This window comes from Dactylosporangium sp. NPDC049525, from assembly GCF_040676755.1.
Taxonomy (GTDB): Bacteria; Actinomycetota; Actinomycetes; order Mycobacteriales; family Micromonosporaceae; genus Dactylosporangium.
Map to the genome: position 1 here is coordinate 1 of NZ_JBFAPO010000098.1, position 18,891 is coordinate 18,891.

Sequence of the window (18,891 nt, forward strand, 5' to 3'; positions counted from 1 at the left end):
CTCGGCCACCCCGCCGGCGACGGCGGGTGCGGGCGCGGGCCGTGCGGGCCTCGCCCTCCTCGCCGGCCTCGGCGGTGACGACCGGGCCGCTCTCGACGGCCTCGCCGTCCGCGACCAGCTCCGTGTTGTCGGGCTCACCCCGGCGCCGGCGGCGGCGCGGCTCGGCGGTCTCGGCACCTTCCACCGCGACGACGAGCTCACCCGGGTCGACCTCGCCGCGCCGGCGACGGCGCCGCGGACGGCGCGCCTCGCCGGTCGCCTCCGAGGAGGCGGGTGCGGCGGGAGCCGCCGACTCGCTGCGGCCGCGACCCCGGGGGGTGCGGGCGCCCCGGCCGCGCGGCTTGCCCTCGATGTCCTCGAGCTGCTCGGCGGCGAGACCGGCCCGCTTGCGGTCGGCGGTCGGCAGGGACCCGGTGATGCCGTCGGGGATGCCGATGTCGGTCAGCAGGTGCGCGGAGGTGTGATAGGTCTCCGGCGGCTCCGGCAGCTCCATGCCCAGCGTCTTGTCGATGATCCGCCAGCGGGGCATGTCCTCCCAGTCGACGAACGTCACCGCGACGCCCGTCGCGCCCGCACGGCCGGTGCGGCCGATGCGGTGCGTGTAGGTGTCCGGGTCCTCCGGGCAGTCGTAGTTGATGACGTGCGTGACGCCGGAGACGTCCAGCCCGCGGGCCGCGACGTCGGTGGCGACCAGCACGTCGATCTTGCCGGCCCGGAACGCGCGCAGCGCCCGCTCCCGCGCGCCCTGGCCGAGGTCGCCGTGGACGGCGGCGGCGGCGAAGCCACGGAAGTCGAGGTCCTCGGCGACCCGGTCGGCGGCCCGCTTGGTCCGCGTGAAGATCATGGTCAGGCCGCGGTCGGTCGACTGCAGGATCCGCGCCACGATCTCGATCTTGTTCATCGGGTGCGTGCGGTAGATGACCTGCTTGGTCAGCGGCGACGCGCCGGTGCTGGCGTCGTGGTGCGCGTGGATCGTCATCGGCTGGCGCAGGAACCGCCGGGCGAGGGTCACGATCGGGTCGGGCATCGTCGCGGAGAACAGCATCGTCTGCCGGTCCTCCGGCAGCAGGGTCAGGATCCGCTCGACGTCGTCGAGGAAGCCGAGGTCCAGCATGCGGTCGGCCTCGTCGAGCACCAGGGCCCGCACGGCGTGCAGGCGCAGGTGCTTGCTCTTGGCCATGTCCAGCAGCCGGCCCGGGGTGCCGACGACGATCTCGACGCCCTTCTGCAGGGCGTCGACCTGCGGCTCGTAGGCGACGCCGCCGTAGAGCGGGAGGACCCGGATGCCGCGGGTCTTGCCGGCGGCGGCGATGTCGCGGGCCACCTGCAGGCCCAGCTCGCGGGTCGGGACCACGACGAGCGCCTGGGGCAGGCCGTCGGCGCCCTCGGCGGGCGCGGTGACCCGGTCGAGCAGCGGAACGCCGAAGCCGAGGGTCTTGCCGGTGCCGGTCGGGGCCTGGCCGATGAGGTCGGTGCCGCGCAGCGCGATCGGCACGGCGTATTCCTGGATGGCGAACGCGTGGACGATGCCGACGGCCGCGAGGGCGGCCACGGTCTCGGGACGGGCGCCCAGGTCGGCGAAGGTGGGTGCGTCTGGACGCACGGGCGCGCGCGGGGCCACTGCTTCGGCGGCCTCAGTGTTGTCGATTGTCATGTTGTGCTCAGGGTGTCTCTCTCGCGGGAGCGCCCCTGGTGAAGCCGGGTGCGCTCAAATGGGTAGGGCGCGGGCCACACGCAACCGAAATGATCAAGGTCGCGGGCTACAAGCGCCGGTGCCGGGACTAGGGTCCGTCCACGGCTATTGGAGCCATTGTACCGGCTAACGGGCAGTTGCGCTCACCGCACCGCGATGTGGCACCGGGGCGCGCCGGGTGAATCGGCGATGTAGTGTGCCGTCGTGTCCGATCTCACTCCGCCCGCCACGGCAGTGGTCGACCTGCTCGGCATGCTGGCGTATGGCGAGCTGGTCGCCTTCGACCGCATGGCGGCCGACGCGCGGCTCGCGCCCGACCTTCGCCGCCGGGCGGTGCTCAGCGAGATGGCCGGCCGCGAGATCAGCAACTACTGCCGCTTCGCCGACCGCCTCACGGAGCTGGGCGCGGACCCGGAAGAGGCCATGCGGCCCTACGTGCAGGCGGTGTCGGACTACCACGCGCAGACCGAGCCCGCCGACTGGCTGGAAGGCCTGGCCAAGGCCTATGTCGGCGACGGCATCGCCGACGACTTCACCCGGGAGGTCGCGGCGGTGCTCACCGGACCGGACCGGGACCTGATCGTGGAGGTCCTGCACGACTCCCGGCACGCCGACTTCGCCGCCGACGAGCTGCGGGCCGCGATCGCCGCCGACCCGAAGGTCGCCAACCGGCTGTCGATGTGGTCGCGCCGGCTGGTCGGCGAGGGCATCTCGCAGGCGCTGCGGGTCGCGGCCGAGCGGCCGTCGCTGGCCGAGCTGCTCGCCGTCGGCGGCGCCGACTTCCAGGCGATGCTCAAGCGGCTCACCTCGGCGCACACCGCCCGCATGGGCGCCGTCGGGCTCAACAACTGACTCAGGCCCTGACCCGGGAGCGGGGCAGGGCCTGAGTGCTATCTGCGAACGCTTTCGTCAACGCGCGGAAGAGAATCCAACCGGCCGCGGCGACGACTCCGCGATCTCCACGTAGGCGATCTTGCCGACCGGGACGATCACCCGGCGGCCTTTCTCGTCGACGAGAGACAACACAGCCTTGTCGCCACCGTCGATCGCGTCGGTGACCGCAGCTTCAACCTCGGCGGATGACTGGTTGCTCTCCAGCACCAGCTCCCGAGGCGCATACTGCACGCCGATCTTGACCTCCACGTCTTCCTCCTTGATCGGGCTGCGGCGCGTCCGTGCCTCGGCGCGCACACCCAGTGTGGTTGAAGACTAACGCGATCAGGCGTGTTCCCCGTGCAGGGGGAAGCTCGCGATGCCGCGCCAGGACAACGCGGTCAGCAGCGCCTCCGCTTCGGGCTTCGCGACCTTGCGGCCACCGGCGACCCAGAAGCGGGCCGCGACCTCCGCCGCGCCGACCAGACCGGAGGCGAGCAGCTCCGCGCGCTCCAGGCTCAGGTCGGTGTCGGCCATGATCGTGTCGGTGATCGCGGCGATGCAGCCGCTCTCGACCCGGTCGACCCGCTCGCGCACGGCGGGGTCGTTGCGCAGGTCCGACTCGAAGACCAGGCGGAACGCCTCGCTCTCGTGGTCGATGAAGTCGAAATACGCCTGGATCGCGCCGCGGACCCGCTCTTTGTTGTCCGTCGTCGCCTCCATCGCGACGCGCATCCGGGACACCATGGCGTCGCAGTGCGTGTCCAGCAGCGCCAGATAGAGCTCCAACTTGCCCGGAAAGTGCTGGTAGAGCACTGGTTTGGAGACGCCGGCCCGCTCGGCGATGTCATCCATCGCGGCGGCGTGATAACCCTGCGCCACGAAAACCTGCTGCGCCGCGGCGAGCAGTTGCTTGCGGCGCGCCGACCGGGGCAGCCGCACCGGCCGTCCGGCCGACTGGGTGCCGCTCATCGCCGAGGTCATGTTCACCATCCGGATTTGGGTCGGGATTGCAACTTACCCCCTTTCCGCCCACACGGTAGCCTCACCTAGGGGCGACCAAGGAGCGCGCGGTGGACGAAACGGGGCAAGCCGGAAGCCCGCACGGAGCAGGCGCATATCGCGGAGGAGGACACACGGATCCGCAGAGGACACCGGACGGCACCCAGGGCGACGGTTCGACGCCGAGTGATGACGCGCTCGAGGCGATCGTGTCCGCGTGGCGTGAGCCTGCCACCGGCGCCGTCGCCGGTCGCGCATCGGTCAACGGCAGCCCGCGCGGCCGCGCCGAGGTCCGCAGCGCCTATTCCGACATGCTCGCCCCGATGAGCCCCCCGGTCTCCGCCCCGCCGCCGGCGCAGCAGCCGACCACGTCGTTGCACTACGGGCACTACGGACCCGACGGCCAGGGCTGGCCGAGCTCCGTCAACCAGCCCGAGACCAGCCAGTCCTCCCCCGCGACCGGGACCGTCACCGGCGGCAGCGCCGGCGGCGGGATCCAGGCACCGCAGGACGGCGGCCAGGTCAACGGCGCGCACCCCGGCGGCCTCACCGGCGCCCAGCCCGTGGTGCCGTCCGGCGGCACCGTCTACGGCGCCGCCGCGTCCCCCGCCGCGCAGGCTCGGGACGAGGCCGTCCAGCCCACGTCCGGCGGCTACGGGCCGCCGCCCTCGGCGCTGGACCGCCTCACCGGCCAGTCCGCGCCGGTCGACCCCCGCGTCCGGGTGCACGGCGACAGCGGGCAGCCCCCGTATGGCGCCTATCCGGACCCGGCCTGGGGTTATGACACCCGGCCGCGCAACGGCGCGTATCAGGAGCAGCCGCCCGGTGCCAACGGCGCGGCCCGCACCGACGCGCCCGCCGAGGGCCAGCAGCAGTATCCGCCCCAGGAGCAGTTCCAGCCCCAGGAGCAGTACGCGGCGCAGGACCAGTTCCCGCCGCAGGGTTACCAGGCGCAGCAGTATCAGTCGCAGGAGTATCCGCAGCAGCAGTACCAGTCGCAGGAATACCCCCAGCAGGAGTACCCGGCGCAGCCACCGCAGCAGCCGGAGTACCAGCCGCCGGAGTATCAGCAGCAGGGGTATCAGCGGCAGGACGTCCCGCAGCACCCGCAGGAGGACTACCGGGCGCAGCAGGACGCGTATCAGGACCGGACCGCGTATCGCCCGCAGGACGGCTACTCGGCGTATCCCCCGCCCGCGAACGGCTACCAGCCCTACGAGCAGCAGCAGACCGGCCCCGAGTTCGACTGGGCCGCGCCGCAGCACGACCCGGCGCAGGCGCAGGTCGTCCCCGCTCCGGCCGCGCCGCAGCTGCCGACGCAGCGGATGCCGGAGGACGACCCGCTCGTCGGTCCGCTGCCCGCGGAGCTGCTCGGCAGCGCCACGCCACTGTCCGCGGCCGAGCCGAAGATGCCGACGTTCGCGTCGGAGCCGCCGTATGCGCAGAACCTGCCGGCCGAATCCGGCTATGCCGAGCCTGCCTACGCCGAGCCCCAGTACGCGGAGCCCCAGTACGCCGAGCCTGCCTACGCCGCACCCACCTACCCGGCGCCCGTCGCCGCCGCCGAGGCCGACTACAACGGCCCCGAGCTGCCGCAGCGCGTGCCGTCGCACCCCGACGTGCCGCAGGTGCCGGAGGTCGAGGTCGAGCCGCTCGTCGCGGAGGCCGGGCCGGCCGGCGGGGCGGAGCTGGCGAGGATCGCGACGTTCCTGCGCGAGGACCGCGAGGACGAGGACGACGAGCCCAGCCTCGACGACCGGCCCGACGGGTTCGACATCCCGGCGGTGCTGCGCGCCGTGCAGGGTGTGGCCGGCGTCCGCGAGGCGACGCTGCGCAAGAACGCCGACGGCCTGCACACGCTCCGGCTCGAGCTGCTCGACGAGGCCGACCCCGGCCTGGTCAGCCGGGCCGTGGCGCGGCTGCTCAACGAGCGGATGGGCCTGGCCGCCGAGCCCAACCCGCCGCACCCGTCCGACCTGACCCCGCCGGCCCAGCGGCAGCCCGCCAGGGGCAACGCGCCGCACAGCGCGCTGCCCGGCTACGGTCGCGAGGCCCGCCGGCGGCGCCCGGTGAGCGGCGTGCGCCGCCCGGCCGAGGCGCCCCGCCCCGACCTCGACGAGTTCCGGCAGCCGCCGAGCCCGCCGCGCCTGATCCCCCAGCCCGAGCACGAGGCGCTGGCCCCCTCGTTCGCGCCGGACACCGCGCCGGACGTCGAGCCCGACGTCGCGCCCGGGACGGGCACGAAACCGCCGGGCGGCCGGCTGACCGGCACGGTGACGGGCCAGCTGCCCGGCCACGCGCCCGCACCGGCGTCCAGCCCGGTCCTCGGCCCGCAGCCGCCGATCCCGGTCAACCGGGAGTCGCCGCCGGCCCTGGTGCCGCATTCCAGCACGATCGTGTCGCCACGCGTCATCATCGACCAGGTCGAGGTCAGCACGCAGGGCGTCGACGCGGTCGTGGAGGTGCGGCTGATCGCCGACGGGCACCCCGCGGTCGGCGTCGCCAGCGGGCCGGCGGTCGACGGGTACATCCTGCGGCTCTCCGCCGCCGCCGCGGCCTCCGCCGTGGACCAGTTGCTGGTCGACGTGGATGCGACCGCCCGGGCCCGGTGCTACATCGAGCACGCCGCGGTGGTGCAGCTCGGCGGGTGCGAGGTCGCCGTCGTGGTGCTGTTGCTGCTGTATGACGGGTGGGTCGAGCAGCTGACGGGATCGTCGGTGAACTCGGGCGATCCGCGCCAGGCTGTGGTGCGCGCCACCCTCGCGGCCGTCAACCGGCGCCTGGAGGCCCTGCTGCCGTGAGCCCATTGAGGCACACTGGTAAGCATGAAGAGAGCTTCCCTTGTCCCGGAGTTCACCGTTCCGTCACCTGAAAAGCTGCCGGAGCGGTGGCCGGGGCGTGAGGTGGAGCTCGATGGGCTGAAGTCGTATGTGCGGGACACGCCGGCCACGGCACCCGGCGCGGAGCCGGCGGTCTACGTGCACGGCCTCGGCGGTTCGTCGACCAACTGGACCGACCTGGCAGGCGTGCTCGCCGGGCGGCTCGACGGCCAGGCGATCGACCTGCCCGGATTCGGGCACAGCGACCCGGCCCGCAGCTATTCGCTGACCGCGATGGCCGCGCACATCAACCGGTGGGTCGAGCACAGCGGCCGCGGCCCGGTCCACCTGTTCGGCAACTCGATGGGCGGCGCGGCCGCGGTCGTCGCCGCGGCGCTGCGGCCCGACCTGGTGCGCAGCCTCACGCTGATCTCGCCGGCGATGCCGTTCCTCGACCCGCGCCGCTCGCTGCAGGGGCCGATCGTGCCGCTGCTGCTGCTGCCCAACGCGGCGAAGCTGGCAGCCCGGCGGATGTCGTCGATGGACCCCGAGACGCTCGCCGCGATGGTGATCGAGTCCTGCTACGCCGATCCGACCCGCTATCCGGAGCAGCGACGCCTGGAAGCGATCGAGGAGGCGCGGCGGCGACACTCGGTGCCGTGGTACGCCGAGGCGTATGTGGGCAGCCTCCGCGGCCTGGTGAGCAGCTTCCTGCGGGCCTACCTGCCGGGCGAGGGCTCGATGTGGCGGATGGCCGCGAAGATCCAGGCGCCGACGCTGGTGATCGCCGGGCGGCAGGACAAGCTCGTGGACATCCGCACCGCGCCGCAGGTCGCCCGGCTGGTGCCGGACAGCAGGCTGATGATGCTCGAGGGCGTCGGTCACGTGGCCCAGATGGAAGTGCCCCGCACCGTGGCCCGCGCCGTGCTCGGCCTGCTCGACGAGCTGCAGGGCCGCACGGACCAGGCCACCGGCAAGGCTCCGGGGAAGGCCACCGATCAGGGCGCCCTGCAGCAGGTTGCAACTCAGGTGCGGGACGGGGTGCGGCAGCGCGCGCCGCAGGTGCGCATGGCAAGCTGACCAATCGATGGCGGACCGGCTGAGCAGCGACCACCGGCGGCTGCCGGTCCCGCTGCCGAGTGACCCGCGGCAGGCCCGTGAGGTGGTCCGGGCCGAGCAGCGCCGCCGGCGTGAGCAGGTCCGCCGGCGCCGCACCATCGTCGCCGGGGTCATGCTCGCCGCCTTCGTGATCGCCGCCGCCGGCCTGGGCCGCCAGCTGTTCTTCGCCGACGACCCGGACGAGGCAGCGGTCACGGTCGCCGCGACCCGCGGGCCGGCGCCGATGCTCGACCCGCCGAGCAGGCCCGCGAGCCAGCCGCCGGAGGCCGGGCCGTCCAGCGCCGCCGGCACGTTCGCCTACGCGAGCAGCGCCGGACCCGTCGCCGGTGGCGCCGGCGCGGTCAAGAAATACCGGATCGCGGTGGAGAACGGCAGCGGCCAGCAGGCCGACGCGTTCGCCACCGCGGTCGAGCAGGTGTTCGCCGACCCCCGCGGCTGGACCGCGACCGGCCAGGTGCGCCTGCAGCGGGTCGCCGGGCAGGGCACCGCCGACTTCACGATCTTCCTGGCCACGCCGGTCACCTCGGAGCAGATCTGCGCGACGGCGGGCCTGCACACCGCCGGCTACAGCTCGTGCCGGATCACCGGCAAGGTCGTCATCAACCTGGCCCGTTGGCTGACCGGGGTGCCGGACTACGGCGCGCCGGTCGCGGACTACCAGAGCTACGTCATCAACCACGAGGTCGGCCACGAGCTCGGCAACGGCCACGAGGCCTGCCCCGGCGCCGGGAAGCCGGCCCCGGTGATGCAGCAGCAGACCTACGGGCTGCAGGGCTGCGTCGCCAACGCCTGGCCGTTCGTCGACGGCCAGCGGTACAGCGGAGCCAAAGTGCCGTAGGTCACGTGGGTTTGCGGGTCGGGCGCGGCAGAATGAGAACCATGTCGTTGCCTCCACTGGTCGAGCCCGCCGCCGACCTCACCATTGACGAGGTCCGCCGCTACTCCCGGCACCTGATCATCCCGGACGTGGCCACCGCAGGGCAGAAGCGCCTGAAGAACGCGCGGGTGCTGTGTGTGGGTGCGGGTGGGCTCGGCTCGCCGGCGCTGATGTACCTGGCCGCCGCCGGTGTCGGCACTCTCGGCATCGTCGAGTTCGACACCGTCGACGAGTCCAACCTGCAGCGCCAGATCATCCACGGCCAGTCGGACATCGGCCGGCCGAAGGCGGAGTCGGCGCGCGACTCGGTCCGCGAGATCAACCCGTATGTCAACGTCGTGGTGCACAACGAGGCCCTCGACAACGACAACGTGATGGAGATCTTCGCGCAGTATGACCTGATCGTCGACGGCACCGACAACTTCGCCACGCGATACATGGTCAACGACGCGGCGGTGCTGCTCGGCAAGCCGTACATCTGGGGCTCGATCTACCGGTTCGACGGCCAGGCGTCGGTCTTCTGGGCCGAGCACGGCCCCTGCTACCGCTGCCTCTACCCGGAGCCGCCGCCGCCCGGGATGGTCCCCTCCTGCGCCGAGGGCGGCGTCCTCGGCGTGCTGTGCGCCTCGATCGGCGCGATCCAGGTGACCGAGGCGATCAAGCTGCTCACCGGCGTCGGCGACTCGCTGCTCGGCAGCCTCATGGTCTATGACGCGCTGGAGATGTCCTACCGCAAGATCCGGCTCCGCAAGGACCCGAACTGCGCCATCTGCGGTGAGAACCCGACCGTCACCGGGCTGATCGACTACGACGACTTCTGCGGCGCCGTCTCCGACGAGGCCCAGGCCGCGGCGCTCGGCTCGACGATCACCGCGACCGAGCTCAAGGACTGGCAGGACTCGGGCAAGCCGATCGAGCTGATCGACGTGCGCGAGCCGGCCGAGTGGGAGATCGTCCGGGTGCCCGGCGCCCGGCTGGTGCCGAAGGGCGAGATCCTCAACGGCAACGCCCTCGCCGACCTGCCGCAGGACCGCCAGATCGTCCTGTACTGCAAGAGCGGCGTCCGCTCGGCCGAGGCATTGGCAGCCGTCAAGGCCGCCGGCTTCAAGGACGCGGTCCACGTGCAGGGTGGTGTCGTATCGTGGGTGAAGACCGTCGATCCGTCACTGCCGGTGTACTAGTCACCCACACGCAGGGAGCGGGCGGGCGGTAGCGTACGCCCCATGGTCGACCTTGATGCCGCGATCGGCTACGTCGTCGCACACGGCGACGCCGTTGATCGCGCCCGCCTCGCCTGGCTGCGCACCGGCCAGTTCCCGCCGGCCGACGTGCTGGAGAAAGCCGAGATCGGCCAGTCGCCCGACGGCGGCTGGCCGGCGCTGTGGGGCGCCGACGTCGCCTCCGTCGACGCGACCTGTTTCCGGCTCGGCGAGCTCGACGACCTCGGCGCGATCGACCGGCCCGCGGCCCGCCGGGCCCTGGGGTGGCTCGGTCGCAGCCAGCGGCCGGACGGCATGTGGGAAGAGGACGCCTCGCTCGCCGGGATCGCCCCGCCGTGGGCGCAGCCCGGCGACGACGAGGCAAAGCTGTACCTGACCACCAACGCCGCCTACTGGCTGGTGGTCGGCGGGGCCAACGACGGCGACGACCAGCACGCCACCAGGGTCGCCCGCGCCGCCGAGGCGTTCCGCGCGTCGCTGCGCCCCGACGGCAGCTGGCCGTCGTTCCTGGTCGCGGGCTGGCTCGGCTGCGCCGTGCTCTATCACCTCGGCTGGTTCTACGAGTCGGCGCAGATCCAGGTCGCGCTCGCCGACCGGGTGCCGCAGATGACCGCGGCGGACACGGCGTCGCTGTATGCGGCGCTGCGGCGGGTCGGCATGTCGCCGGAGGACTGGCTGCTCAGCGCCGCCCGCAAGCGCCTCAACGAGACGCAGCGCAGCGACGGCGGCTGGGAGAGCGACGACGGCCCGCAGTTCAACGTACACACGACCCTGACGGCGATCAGGGCCTTGCGCTGACGGTCTACCCGGCGATCGTGAACCCCGCCGGGTAGCTGTCGTAGCTCTTCGTGGTGATGTCGTGCTGGGTGCTGCCTTCGTAGGACTCGGAGCCCTTCTGGATCTGGATGACGACCCGCCCGCCGTCCTCCAGGCCGATGTACCCGGCGTGCACGGCGGCCGTGCAGACCGACGAGTCGGTGGTGTACGGCCCTACGCCCCAGACGGTGCCCGCTTTGCCGTTCTTCGGGCAGGTGTACGCGATCAACTTTCCCTCGTTGCTCGCGTACTCCTCGGCGTTGCTGCTCCAGTCGGATTCGTCCCGCTCGACGTCGACCTGGACCGGCGCGTCGGTGGTCGCGCCGTCGCCGCCGCCTTCGGTGGACTCGTCGCCGGATCCGTCGGTCTGGCTCGTCGACGGGTTCCCGCCGTTGTCGTCGCCGCCGAGCTTCGTAAGGCCGTAGATGCCGAGACCGACCACCAGGAGCAGGACCACGGCAACGGCGGCGAGAACGCCGGTGCGGCGCTGCCCGCCCGGACCCGGACCCGCCGGCGGTGCCGCCTGCGGCGCGGCGCCGTACACGTTCGGCGGCACGGACGCGCGGCCCGGCGCCGGGGACTGCTGCGCCGGGGGGCGCTGGGCGGGTGACTGCGGGGCTGGAGCGGGCGGGGCGGGGTAGCCGGACGGCGGGGTGTACCCGGCGTCCTGCGCGAACTGCGACGACGGCTGGCTGGAGACCGGTGCCGCGGAGAACCCCGGCGACACCGGGGCCGCCGACATCGGCGCTCCCGAGACCGGCATGGAGACCGACCCGGAGACCGGCGCCGGCGGGGCCGAGGCCGGGAAGCCCGGCGAGGACACCGGCGAGCTGGAGATGGGCACGCTGGAGACGGGTGGGCTCGACACGGGCGAACTGGACCCGGGCGCGCTCGAGACCGGCGGGCCCGAGACGGGGAAGCCGGCGGCCGGTGCCGCCTGCCCGGCGGGGCCGGCCTGGGTCGGCACGCCGAGGCTGCCCTGCGCCACGACCATCTCGGGCTGCTCGACCGCGGTCGGGGCCTTGCCGAGGGCCTGGTGCAGCAGCGTCGCGACGAGCGGGATCCGGCTGCCGCCGCCGACCAGGAACACGCCGGCGATGTCGGCCGGGGTCAGCCGGGCCGCGGCGATGGCCGCCCGGGTCGCGGTGACCGTCGCGGCGAGGATCGGGCGGGCCAGCTGCTCGAACTGGTCGCGGCCGAGGGGCACGTCCTGGTCGTACATCGGGATGTGGATCATCGTGGACGAGGTGCGCGACAGCATCTCCTTGGCGGCCCGGACGTCGTCCCAGAGCAGCCGGTTGGCACGGCGTTCGGCGCTGGTCGTCGGGTGGACGAGCCGGTTCCAGGAGGCGGGGTCGCGGGAGGACTGGCTCGCGCCGAGGTAGCCGACGATCGCGGCGTCGATGTCGAGGCCGCCGCTGGTGCTGAGCCCCTCCGCGGCGAGGACCTCGAAGGTGCCCTGTCCGTGCCGGACGACGGATGCGTCGAAGGTGCCGGCGCCCAGGTCGTACACGACGAATGCCGAGCCGGGGCGGGTGTCGGAGCCCTGCAGGGTCCGGAACACCTCGGCGGCGGCGACCGGCTCGGGCACCAGCGCCACGGTCCCGAGGCCGGCGCGTTCGGCGGCGGCGAGGAGGACCCCGCGCCGGGTGTGCGCCCAGGCGGCCGGGCAGGTGATGGTGACCTGGCCGATCCGGCCGCCGGCGACCCGCTGCGCCTCGCCGTTGACCCGGGCGAGCACGGCCGCGAACAGGTCGACGGTGGCGACCTCGTGGTCGCCGAGCAGGACGGCGGGCTCGTCGATGCGGCGCTTGGGGTTGGGTTCGAACCGTTCCGGGCTGACCCGGGCGGCGTGCACCGCGTCGCGCCCGACGAGCAGGCCCGTCTGCGGGTCGGCATACACCGCTGAGGGCAGCGTCGGCGAACCGTCGAAGAGCAGTGGCCGGACGTGGCCGTCGGGCCAGGCCAGCATCGCCGCGGTGTTCGAGGTGCCGAAGTCGATGCCTAGCCGGTAACCTCGCGCGTCCACAGCGCCAATATACGGACCCGGCACCACCGCGAGATCCTCTCAACGGCCCTGTCGGCGCGCCAGGTGACTAATCGACCAGGCGCAGGGCGACGGTCGGCGCGTCGAGCAGGACCGAGGCCGGCTCGGAGCCGACGATGGTCTGCAGGCGGTGGTCGCCGACGATCAGCTCGACGCCGGTGTAGAGCTCGACGGAGTCCCATCCGGTCAGCTGGTACGACTTGCGGTAGAGCCGTTCGGTCTCCTCTTTGATGTCCGGGGCCGAACGTTTCCAGATCAGGGTGCCGTTTTCACTCGTGTCGGTGACGACGGGGTGGCCGTCGCGGACCTCGAGCTTGAGGTGCTCTTTGGCGATCCAGGCGGAGGCGGCCTCGTGCAGCCACTGGCCGACGGCGATGTCCTCGGGGTCGGCGGGCTCGCGGCCGACGACCACGGGATGATCCGCGCCGACCACGAACCGGCGCCGGGCGAGGTCCTCGACGACCACGGACACGGCGAACGCGGCGGGGCGCGGCCCGATGTCCTTGACCGCCTCACCGTGGCGGGGGCAGGCGGGGACGCCGGCGCGCATCCGCGGGACCGGCTGGCCGATGCGGCGGAAGCTGCCGAAGGCCGGGCAGTCGGGCTCGTTGCAGCGCCACTCGCGGGCCATCAGGGCGGAGCCGACGCCGCTGGGGTCGGCGCGGGTGAATCGCCGGCGCATCACCCGGGTGCGGCCGGCCCGCTGCGAGCCGCGGGCGGTGAACGTCTGCACCCCGTCGGGGCGCCCGCCCTGCTGGGTGGCGGTGGTGGCAGGCTTCGGCGTCGTGGCGGACGGGCGGGGCGACGGCTTCGCGGGCGCGGCGGCGGCCTTCCCCGAAGAGTCCGACGAATCCGGCGAATCCGAAGTATCGGAAGTGTCCGCGGGGGCGCCGGAACTGGCGGCGGCGGCATCGGCGGCGGTGCCAGCATCCGGGGCGGCGGTCGCGGCGGCATCCGGGACGTCGCCTGCGGCAGACCCGGTGGTCCCGGCGGCCGCTGCGCCGTCAGCGGTGGCGGCCGGCGTCTCGGCCGGCGCGTCGTCGGCCGGCTCGAGCGGGATGATCGGCAGGGTCGCGGTGCCCTTCACGACCAGGCGTTCCTTGCCGTCCTTCGGCGGGGTCGGCTCGCCGCCGGGGGTGAGGACGGCGCCGCCCGCGCGGGGCGTGAGCCGCAGGACCCGCTCGGGGCTGTCGGCGATCCACGGGAACCTGGCGGCGAACTGCGGCTGGTCCCGCACCACGATCAGCGGCAGGCCGGTGAAGTCGGCGATCTCGGCGGGCCGGTCCGCGACGACGGGCGTGACCTCGATGAGGCCGTCGTCGGCCCACCGGCCGAGCACCATGCGTTCCTTCGACGTGAGCGCCGCCTCGGACAGCGCCTCCCGGCCGACCACCGGGTAGAGCATCGCGCCGGCGTCGATGAGGTACCGGCTGAGCGCGTCCACGACCATGCCGAGGCGCAGGAGGTTGATCGGGCGGCCACCGTCGAGGGCCACGAACCGGGCGACGTCGGCCAGGTCGACGACGGCCTGGGCGAGCGTGACGTCGGTGGTCAGCCGTTGCTCGATGGTGTCCATGACGCGGCTGACTTCGAAGCGCACGGGGCCCCTCCCTATCCCTCGACCCGGACACCATAGGGCATCACCGAGATCAGACTTGTGTACCAGTCGGGAAGGTTGCACGCCATAAGCAATGAAAAGGTTCAGCCACCACTTTTCTTGCTCATGCCCTCAGTCTTTGCCCTTCTTCGGTTTGGGGTTCTTCCCCCCGGGGCCGGGGTTCTTCCCGGCGGGCCCGGCATCTTTCACCGCGGGACCGGGGTTCTGCCCGGCGGGGCCCGCGTTCTTGACCGCCGGCTGGGTGGTGGCACCCGGGGTCGCCCCGGCAGGCGTGGTGGCGGGCGTGGTGGGGGACGCCGGCTCGGATGCCTGCGGTGTGGTGGTGCCGGCCTGCGAGGAGGCGGGGTTCCAGGCGGCGGCCGGATCGCGGTCCTGTGCGGCGGCGGCGCCCACGGCACCCGATCCGATCAGCAGGACCGCCGCGACGGCGATGGACACCCGACGCTGGACCGATCCACCGAGCGTGACGTCGCGCAGCCGCTTCGTGGGCGCGATGTGCCGCGCGGAGAAGAGGTGGCGCGGGACGAGGCGGCGGGTGGCCAGCGGGACGGCGAACAGCGTGGCCAGGTCCTTGGCCGGGGGGCGGTTGCCGGGAGCTTTCGCGAGGCAGCGGCGCAGCGCGTCGGCCACCCCGCCGGGCAGGTCCAGCGAGGCCGGCAGCGGCGCCGGTGCCAGCTTGCGGTGCGCGTGCAGCATCTCCTCGGTGGTGGTGACCGGCCAGGGCAGTTCCCCGGTGAGCATCCGGTGCAGGACCACGCCCAGGGCGTACACGTCGGTGGCGGGCGACGGCGGGATGCCGCGGAGGCGTTCGGGCGCCACGTACGCGGGCGTGCCGAGCAGCTGGTCGGTGTTGTCGCCGGCGATCGCGGAGACGCCGAAGTCGACGAGCTTCGCCCCGCCGTCGGTGAGCATGACGTTGGCGGGTTTGACGTCGTGGTGGACGAGGCCTCGGGCGTGCACGGCGGCCAGGGCGGACGCCAGCTGCGCCGCGGTCCGCAGCGCCGCGGTGACCGGCAGCGGTCCGCCGGTGCGCTGCAGGAGGTCTTCGAGAGACTCGCCCTCGATGAGCTCCATGACGACATACGGCGCGCCGCCGGCGGTGTGGCCGAAGTCGTACACGGCGGCGATGTGGGGGTGGCTGAGCAGGGCGGCGGCGCGGGCCTCGGCCTGGATACGGCGGCGGGAGTCAGGGTCGGCGGCGGCCGTGAGCTGCTTGACCGCGACGGACCGGCCCAGCACCTCGTCGCGGGCGCGCCAGACGACGGACATGCCGCCCGCGCCGAGTTCTTCGATCAGCCGATAACGTTCCACCTCATACAGATGCCCCAATGAGTGGAAACGACACGTGTGGATCGGAGACGGTCCGGGCGCCGAGGGTGTGCAGCAGCGAGAGGACGGGTTCGATCTTCTCGTACAGCAGCAGCACCACGTCGCCTGGGCGGGCCATGGCCAGGGCGGCAGGGACGGCCTCGTCGACGGTGCGCACGACGGTGCAGTTCGTCGACGGGGAGGTGGCGAGCAGCTCCTCGTGCAGCAGCGCCGGGACCTCGCCGGGTGAGCGGCCGCGGCGGTCGCTGTCCTCGTAGAGGACGACCCGGTCGAAGCGGGCGCCGATCTCACGCGCCGACTCGCGCAGCAGGTCGTCGCGGCGGTCGCCGGGCAGGGTGACGACGGCGACCGCGCGGGACACGCCCCAGAGGCGGTCGACGAGGTCGCCGACGGCGCGAATGGCGGCCGGGTTGTGCGCGTAGTCGACGAGGACGTCGGTCCCGCCGAGGCGCAGCAGCATGCCCCGTCCAGGGTTGTCGGCGGGGTTCTCGGTGAAGGTGCGGAGGCGTTCGGCGACGCGGGTGGTGGCGACGCCGAGGACGCGGGCGGCGGCGGTCGCGGCGAGGGCGTTGGCGACCAGGTGGCGGGCGGCGCCGCCGAAGCCGCCGCCGAGTTCGTGCACGGCGAGGAGCGGGATCCAGCGGCGGTCGGCAAGCTCGACGAGCCAGCCGTCGGCCAGCAGGTACGCCCGTCCGCCGGTGTCCCAGTGCCGCCGGATGAGCGGATTGCGCGGGTCGAGGCTGCACCAGATGATCTCGCGCTTGGCGAACCGGCCGTCGGGATAGGCGGCGAGGCCGCGGCTGCGCGCGTCGTCGGCGTTGAGCACGACGGCGCCGCCCTCGCGGACGCGTTCGCCGATGAGGCACTTGAGGGCGACGAGGTCCTCGACGCTCTCGATGCCGTCCTGGCCGAGGTGGTCCCCGGTCAGGTTGGTGATGATGCCGACGTCGCTCCAGTCGTATCCGAGGCCCTGGCGGAGCAGGCCGCCGCGGGCGGTCTCGAGCACCGCGGCGTCGACCGTGGGGTCGCTGAGCACGACCCGGGCGGAGCGCGGGCCGGTGGCGTCGGCGCGCTGGACGAGCCGCCCGCCGATCGCGATGCCGTCGGTGGTGGTGACGCCGACGCGCAGGCCGGCGCCGTCGAGCAGGTGCGCGGTGAGGCGGGCGACGGTGGTCTTGCCGTTCGTGCCGGTGATCGCGACGATCGGGATCCGCGACGGCGTGCCGGCCGGGTACAGCGCCTCCACGACCGCCGCGCCGACGTCGCGGGCGGTGCCGTCGCTGGGGTCGAGGTGCATGCGCAGCCCGGGTGCGGCGTTGACCTCGATGACGCCGCCGCCGGTGGCCACCCCGGTCGGCGGCAGCGGCTCGGCGATCGACGGCAGGCGCAGGTCGATCCCGGCGATGTCGAGGCCGACGATCGCGGCGACCCGCCGGCACAGGTCGGCGACGGAGGAGTGGACCAGGTCGGTGACGTCGACGCTGGTGCCGCCGGTGGAGAGGTTGGCGTTCTCGCGCAGCCGCACGATCTGCCCGTCGGCGGGGACCGCGGCGACGTCGAGGCACTGGCGGTGCAGCAGGGTGCGCGCGACGTCGTCGACGGTGAGCCGGGTCAGTGCCCGGGCGTGGCCGACGCCGCGGCGCGGGTCCTCGTTGGCGCGGGCGATCAGGCCGGCCACGTCGGTGGCGCCGTCGCCGACGACGTGCGCGGCGACCCGCTCGGCGGCGGCGACGACCTGGCCGCCGACGATCAGCACGCGGTAGTCGCGGCCGGTCAGTTCGCGTTCGACGACGGCGTCGTCGCCGTCCGCGGTGGCGGCCTCGTACGCGGCGCGCAGCGCGTCGGGCGAGTCGATGCCGAGGAACACGTGCATCCCCTGGCGGCCCTGCCGGGGTTTGACGACGACGGGCGGGCCGAGCTCGGCGAAGAGGTCCAGGGCCGCGGCGAGGGAGGTCGCCGCGCCCCCGCTGGGCACGGGGACGCCGGCCTCGTCGAGGAGCCGCCGGGTGAGCTCCTTGTCGGAGGCGATGTCGACGCCGATCGCGGAGGTCTGGTCGGTGAGCGCGGCCCAGACGAGGCGCCGGTGCCGGCCGTAGCCGAGCCGCAGCAGGCTGAGCTCGCCGACGCGTTCGACCGGGATGCCACGCTCCCGGGCGGCGTCGGCGATGGCGGTGGTGCTCGGCCCGCTCTTCTCCCCCTCGTACGTGCGGCGCAGCTCCGCCAGCTCGTCGTCGACCCGCACGGGTTCGGCGTGCAGCGCCGCCAGTACACCGGTGATGGCGAGGGACAGCAGCGCCTCGGCGACGCGGGAGCCGGGTGGCTCGTCGAGCGGGCACTCGGTGACGACGTCGTATTCGCCGGGTACGCCGGTGCCCTCGGTCCGGCCGAAGTTGACCTGGCGGCCGATGCGCTGGGAGAGCTCGATCGCGACGTGCTCGGCGGCATGCCCGAAGTAGGTGCCGCCGATGAGCCGCTTGACGAAGCCACCGGGCTCGCCGAAGGCGCAGTGGTGCTCGGCGAGGCCGGGGAACGCGGTCAGGAGCCGTTCGGTGAAGCCGGGGTAGTCGCTGCTCTCGCGCTCGGTCAGCCCGTCGAGCAGGACCCGGGTGACCTGGACGGGACGCGCGAGGTACCGGTTGGGTCCGCGCAGCCGGCGACTGCTCTCAATGCGCATGATCTCGTTCCGATCTCTTGATGGCAGCCCGCTCGGTGAGGTTGAACCGCCAGCCCGCCGGCAGCACGTGCAGCTGGGCGCCGCACAGGGCGATCGGCCCGCCGACGTCGGACAGCGTGGCGCTGATCGTGCGGGCCTGGCCGGCGTCGATGACGGTGACGGTGCCCGCGCCGAGGACCTCGAACACGTCGCCCTCGACGAGGATCGCGGTGTTCTCGTCGATGCCGAGACCGAGCTCGTGCGGGAACATCGCGATGGCGCTGAGCAGCCGGTTGAGCCGCCCGCGCTGGGCGAAGTGCATGTCGATGAGCACACCGGGCAGGAACTCCATGCCGGGGCCGGTGCGGACGCTGTCGGTGGAGACCGACGCGATGCTGCCGCCGAGGATCATCGTGCTGGACATCATCGCGGCGCCGGCGCTGGTGCCGGCGAGGATCATGCCGTCGGCGAGCCGGGCGTGCAGCGCGGTGTCGACCTTGGAACCGCCGACGACGGTGGTGATGCGCAGCTGGTCGCCGCCGGTGAAGAAGACGCCGGTGGCGCGCTCGATCGCGGCGACGGCGAGGGAGCTGTTGCTGTCCTCGCGGTCGTCCAGGCGCAGCGGGGTGACGCGTCGGGCGCCGAGGCGGTGGAAGACCTCGGCGTATTCCTTCTCGCGCTGCTCGGGGCTCTCGCTCGCGGTCGCGATCACCACGAGGTGCGCCTCGGGACCGCCGGCGAGCAGCACGAACCGTTCAAGGATGGCGTCATCACCGGCGTCATGGCTCTCCGCACCACCGATGACGAGCAGCTTTCCCGGCATCC

The 18,891-nt window shown here is 73.4% G+C and carries 14 protein-coding genes; 6 read left to right on the forward strand and 8 right to left on the reverse strand.

All coding sequences use genetic code 11. The features are described 5' to 3' along the window. A partial coding sequence (locus tag AB0K00_RS55005; RefSeq protein WP_363539202.1) for a DEAD/DEAH box helicase occupies window positions 1-1,654 on the reverse strand: 1,654 nt, incomplete at its 3' end. Window positions 1,655-1,897: 243 nt separating this feature from the next. Here AB0K00_RS55005 and AB0K00_RS55010 point away from each other — a divergent pair. Next, the gene (locus AB0K00_RS55010) at window positions 1,898-2,545 is read left to right on the forward strand and encodes a ferritin-like fold-containing protein (RefSeq protein ID WP_363539204.1); all 648 of its coding nucleotides are present in this window, start codon (window positions 1,898-1,900) and stop codon (window positions 2,543-2,545) included. Between the two features lie 57 nt (window positions 2,546-2,602). Here AB0K00_RS55010 and AB0K00_RS55015 read toward each other — a convergent pair whose 3' ends face one another. Together AB0K00_RS55015 and AB0K00_RS55020 are read right to left on the reverse strand one after the other, a co-directional pair. Beyond that, the gene (locus tag AB0K00_RS55015) at window positions 2,603-2,836 is read right to left on the reverse strand and encodes a DUF3107 domain-containing protein (RefSeq protein ID WP_363539206.1); all 234 of its coding nucleotides are present in this window, start codon (window positions 2,834-2,836) and stop codon (window positions 2,603-2,605) included. Window positions 2,837-2,911: 75 nt separating this feature from the next. Further along, complete coding sequence (locus tag AB0K00_RS55020; protein WP_363539234.1) at window positions 2,912-3,550, reverse strand: TetR/AcrR family transcriptional regulator; 639 nt, start codon at window positions 3,548-3,550, stop codon at window positions 2,912-2,914. A gap of 227 nt (window positions 3,551-3,777) precedes the next feature. Between AB0K00_RS55020 and AB0K00_RS55025 the strand changes: the two genes are divergently transcribed. From AB0K00_RS55025 to AB0K00_RS55045, 5 genes are read left to right on the forward strand one after another with little or no spacing between them, the layout of a single operon-like run. Continuing rightward, the gene (locus tag AB0K00_RS55025) at window positions 3,778-6,369 is read left to right on the forward strand and encodes a hypothetical protein (RefSeq protein ID WP_363539208.1); all 2,592 of its coding nucleotides are present in this window, start codon (window positions 3,778-3,780) and stop codon (window positions 6,367-6,369) included. 24 nt (window positions 6,370-6,393) lie between these two features. After that, a complete protein-coding gene (locus AB0K00_RS55030; protein ID WP_363539210.1) occupies window positions 6,394-7,467 on the forward strand; it encodes an alpha/beta hydrolase in 1,074 nt (357 codons plus the stop codon). A 7-nt stretch (window positions 7,468-7,474) separates the two neighbouring features. Further along, the gene (locus AB0K00_RS55035; protein WP_363539212.1) at window positions 7,475-8,344 is read left to right on the forward strand and encodes a DUF3152 domain-containing protein; all 870 of its coding nucleotides are present in this window, start codon (window positions 7,475-7,477) and stop codon (window positions 8,342-8,344) included. 41 nt (window positions 8,345-8,385) lie between these two features. Beyond that, on the forward strand, window positions 8,386-9,564 hold the full coding sequence (gene moeZ / locus AB0K00_RS55040; protein ID WP_363539214.1) for an adenylyltransferase/sulfurtransferase MoeZ: 1,179 nt from the start codon (window positions 8,386-8,388) through the stop codon (window positions 9,562-9,564). Window positions 9,565-9,606: 42 nt separating this feature from the next. Further along, window positions 9,607-10,401, forward strand: coding sequence for a prenyltransferase/squalene oxidase repeat-containing protein (locus AB0K00_RS55045; protein ID WP_363539216.1), 795 nt, complete (start codon window positions 9,607-9,609; stop codon window positions 10,399-10,401). A 4-nt stretch (window positions 10,402-10,405) separates the two neighbouring features. Here the strand turns inward: AB0K00_RS55045 and AB0K00_RS55050 are convergent, their stop codons facing one another. From AB0K00_RS55050 to AB0K00_RS55070, 5 genes are all read right to left on the reverse strand, one after another. Beyond that, window positions 10,406-12,448: an Hsp70 family protein gene (locus AB0K00_RS55050; protein ID WP_363539218.1), complete on the reverse strand. Its 2,043-nt coding sequence runs from the start codon at window positions 12,446-12,448 to the stop codon at window positions 10,406-10,408. A 67-nt stretch (window positions 12,449-12,515) separates the two neighbouring features. Continuing rightward, window positions 12,516-14,066, reverse strand: coding sequence for a hypothetical protein (locus AB0K00_RS55055; RefSeq protein ID WP_363539220.1), 1,551 nt, complete (start codon window positions 14,064-14,066; stop codon window positions 12,516-12,518). 129 nt (window positions 14,067-14,195) lie between these two features. Beyond that, window positions 14,196-15,395: a protein kinase gene (locus tag AB0K00_RS55060; protein ID WP_363539222.1), complete on the reverse strand. Its 1,200-nt coding sequence runs from the start codon at window positions 15,393-15,395 to the stop codon at window positions 14,196-14,198. A gap of 1 nt (window position 15,396) precedes the next feature. After that, on the reverse strand, window positions 15,397-18,087 hold the full coding sequence (cphA, locus tag AB0K00_RS55065; protein ID WP_363539224.1) for a cyanophycin synthetase: 2,691 nt from the start codon (window positions 18,085-18,087) through the stop codon (window positions 15,397-15,399). Continuing rightward, window positions 18,077-18,889, reverse strand: coding sequence for a cyanophycinase (locus AB0K00_RS55070; RefSeq protein WP_363539226.1), 813 nt, complete (start codon window positions 18,887-18,889; stop codon window positions 18,077-18,079). Before AB0K00_RS55070 ends, cphA begins: the two co-directional genes overlap by 11 nt. Between the last annotated feature and the right edge of the window lie 2 nt (window positions 18,890-18,891).

Bases quoted from the DNA above. Each gene is read 5' to 3' on its own strand.
- AB0K00_RS55070 (WP_363539226.1), bottom strand. From the start codon at position 18,889: ATGCCGGGAAAGCTGCTCGTCATCGGTGGTGCGGAGAGCCATGACGCC.
- moeZ (WP_363539214.1), top strand. From the start codon at position 8,386: ATGTCGTTGCCTCCACTGGTCGAGCCCGCCGCCGACCTCACCATTGAC.
- cphA (WP_363539224.1), bottom strand. From the start codon at position 18,087: ATGCGCATTGAGAGCAGTCGCCGGCTGCGCGGACCCAACCGGTACCTC.
- AB0K00_RS55045 (WP_363539216.1), top strand. From the start codon at position 9,607: ATGGTCGACCTTGATGCCGCGATCGGCTACGTCGTCGCACACGGCGAC.
- AB0K00_RS55030 (WP_363539210.1), top strand. From the start codon at position 6,394: ATGAAGAGAGCTTCCCTTGTCCCGGAGTTCACCGTTCCGTCACCTGAA.
- AB0K00_RS55035 (WP_363539212.1), top strand. From the start codon at position 7,475: ATGGCGGACCGGCTGAGCAGCGACCACCGGCGGCTGCCGGTCCCGCTG.
- AB0K00_RS55020 (WP_363539234.1), bottom strand. From the start codon at position 3,550: ATGACCTCGGCGATGAGCGGCACCCAGTCGGCCGGACGGCCGGTGCGG.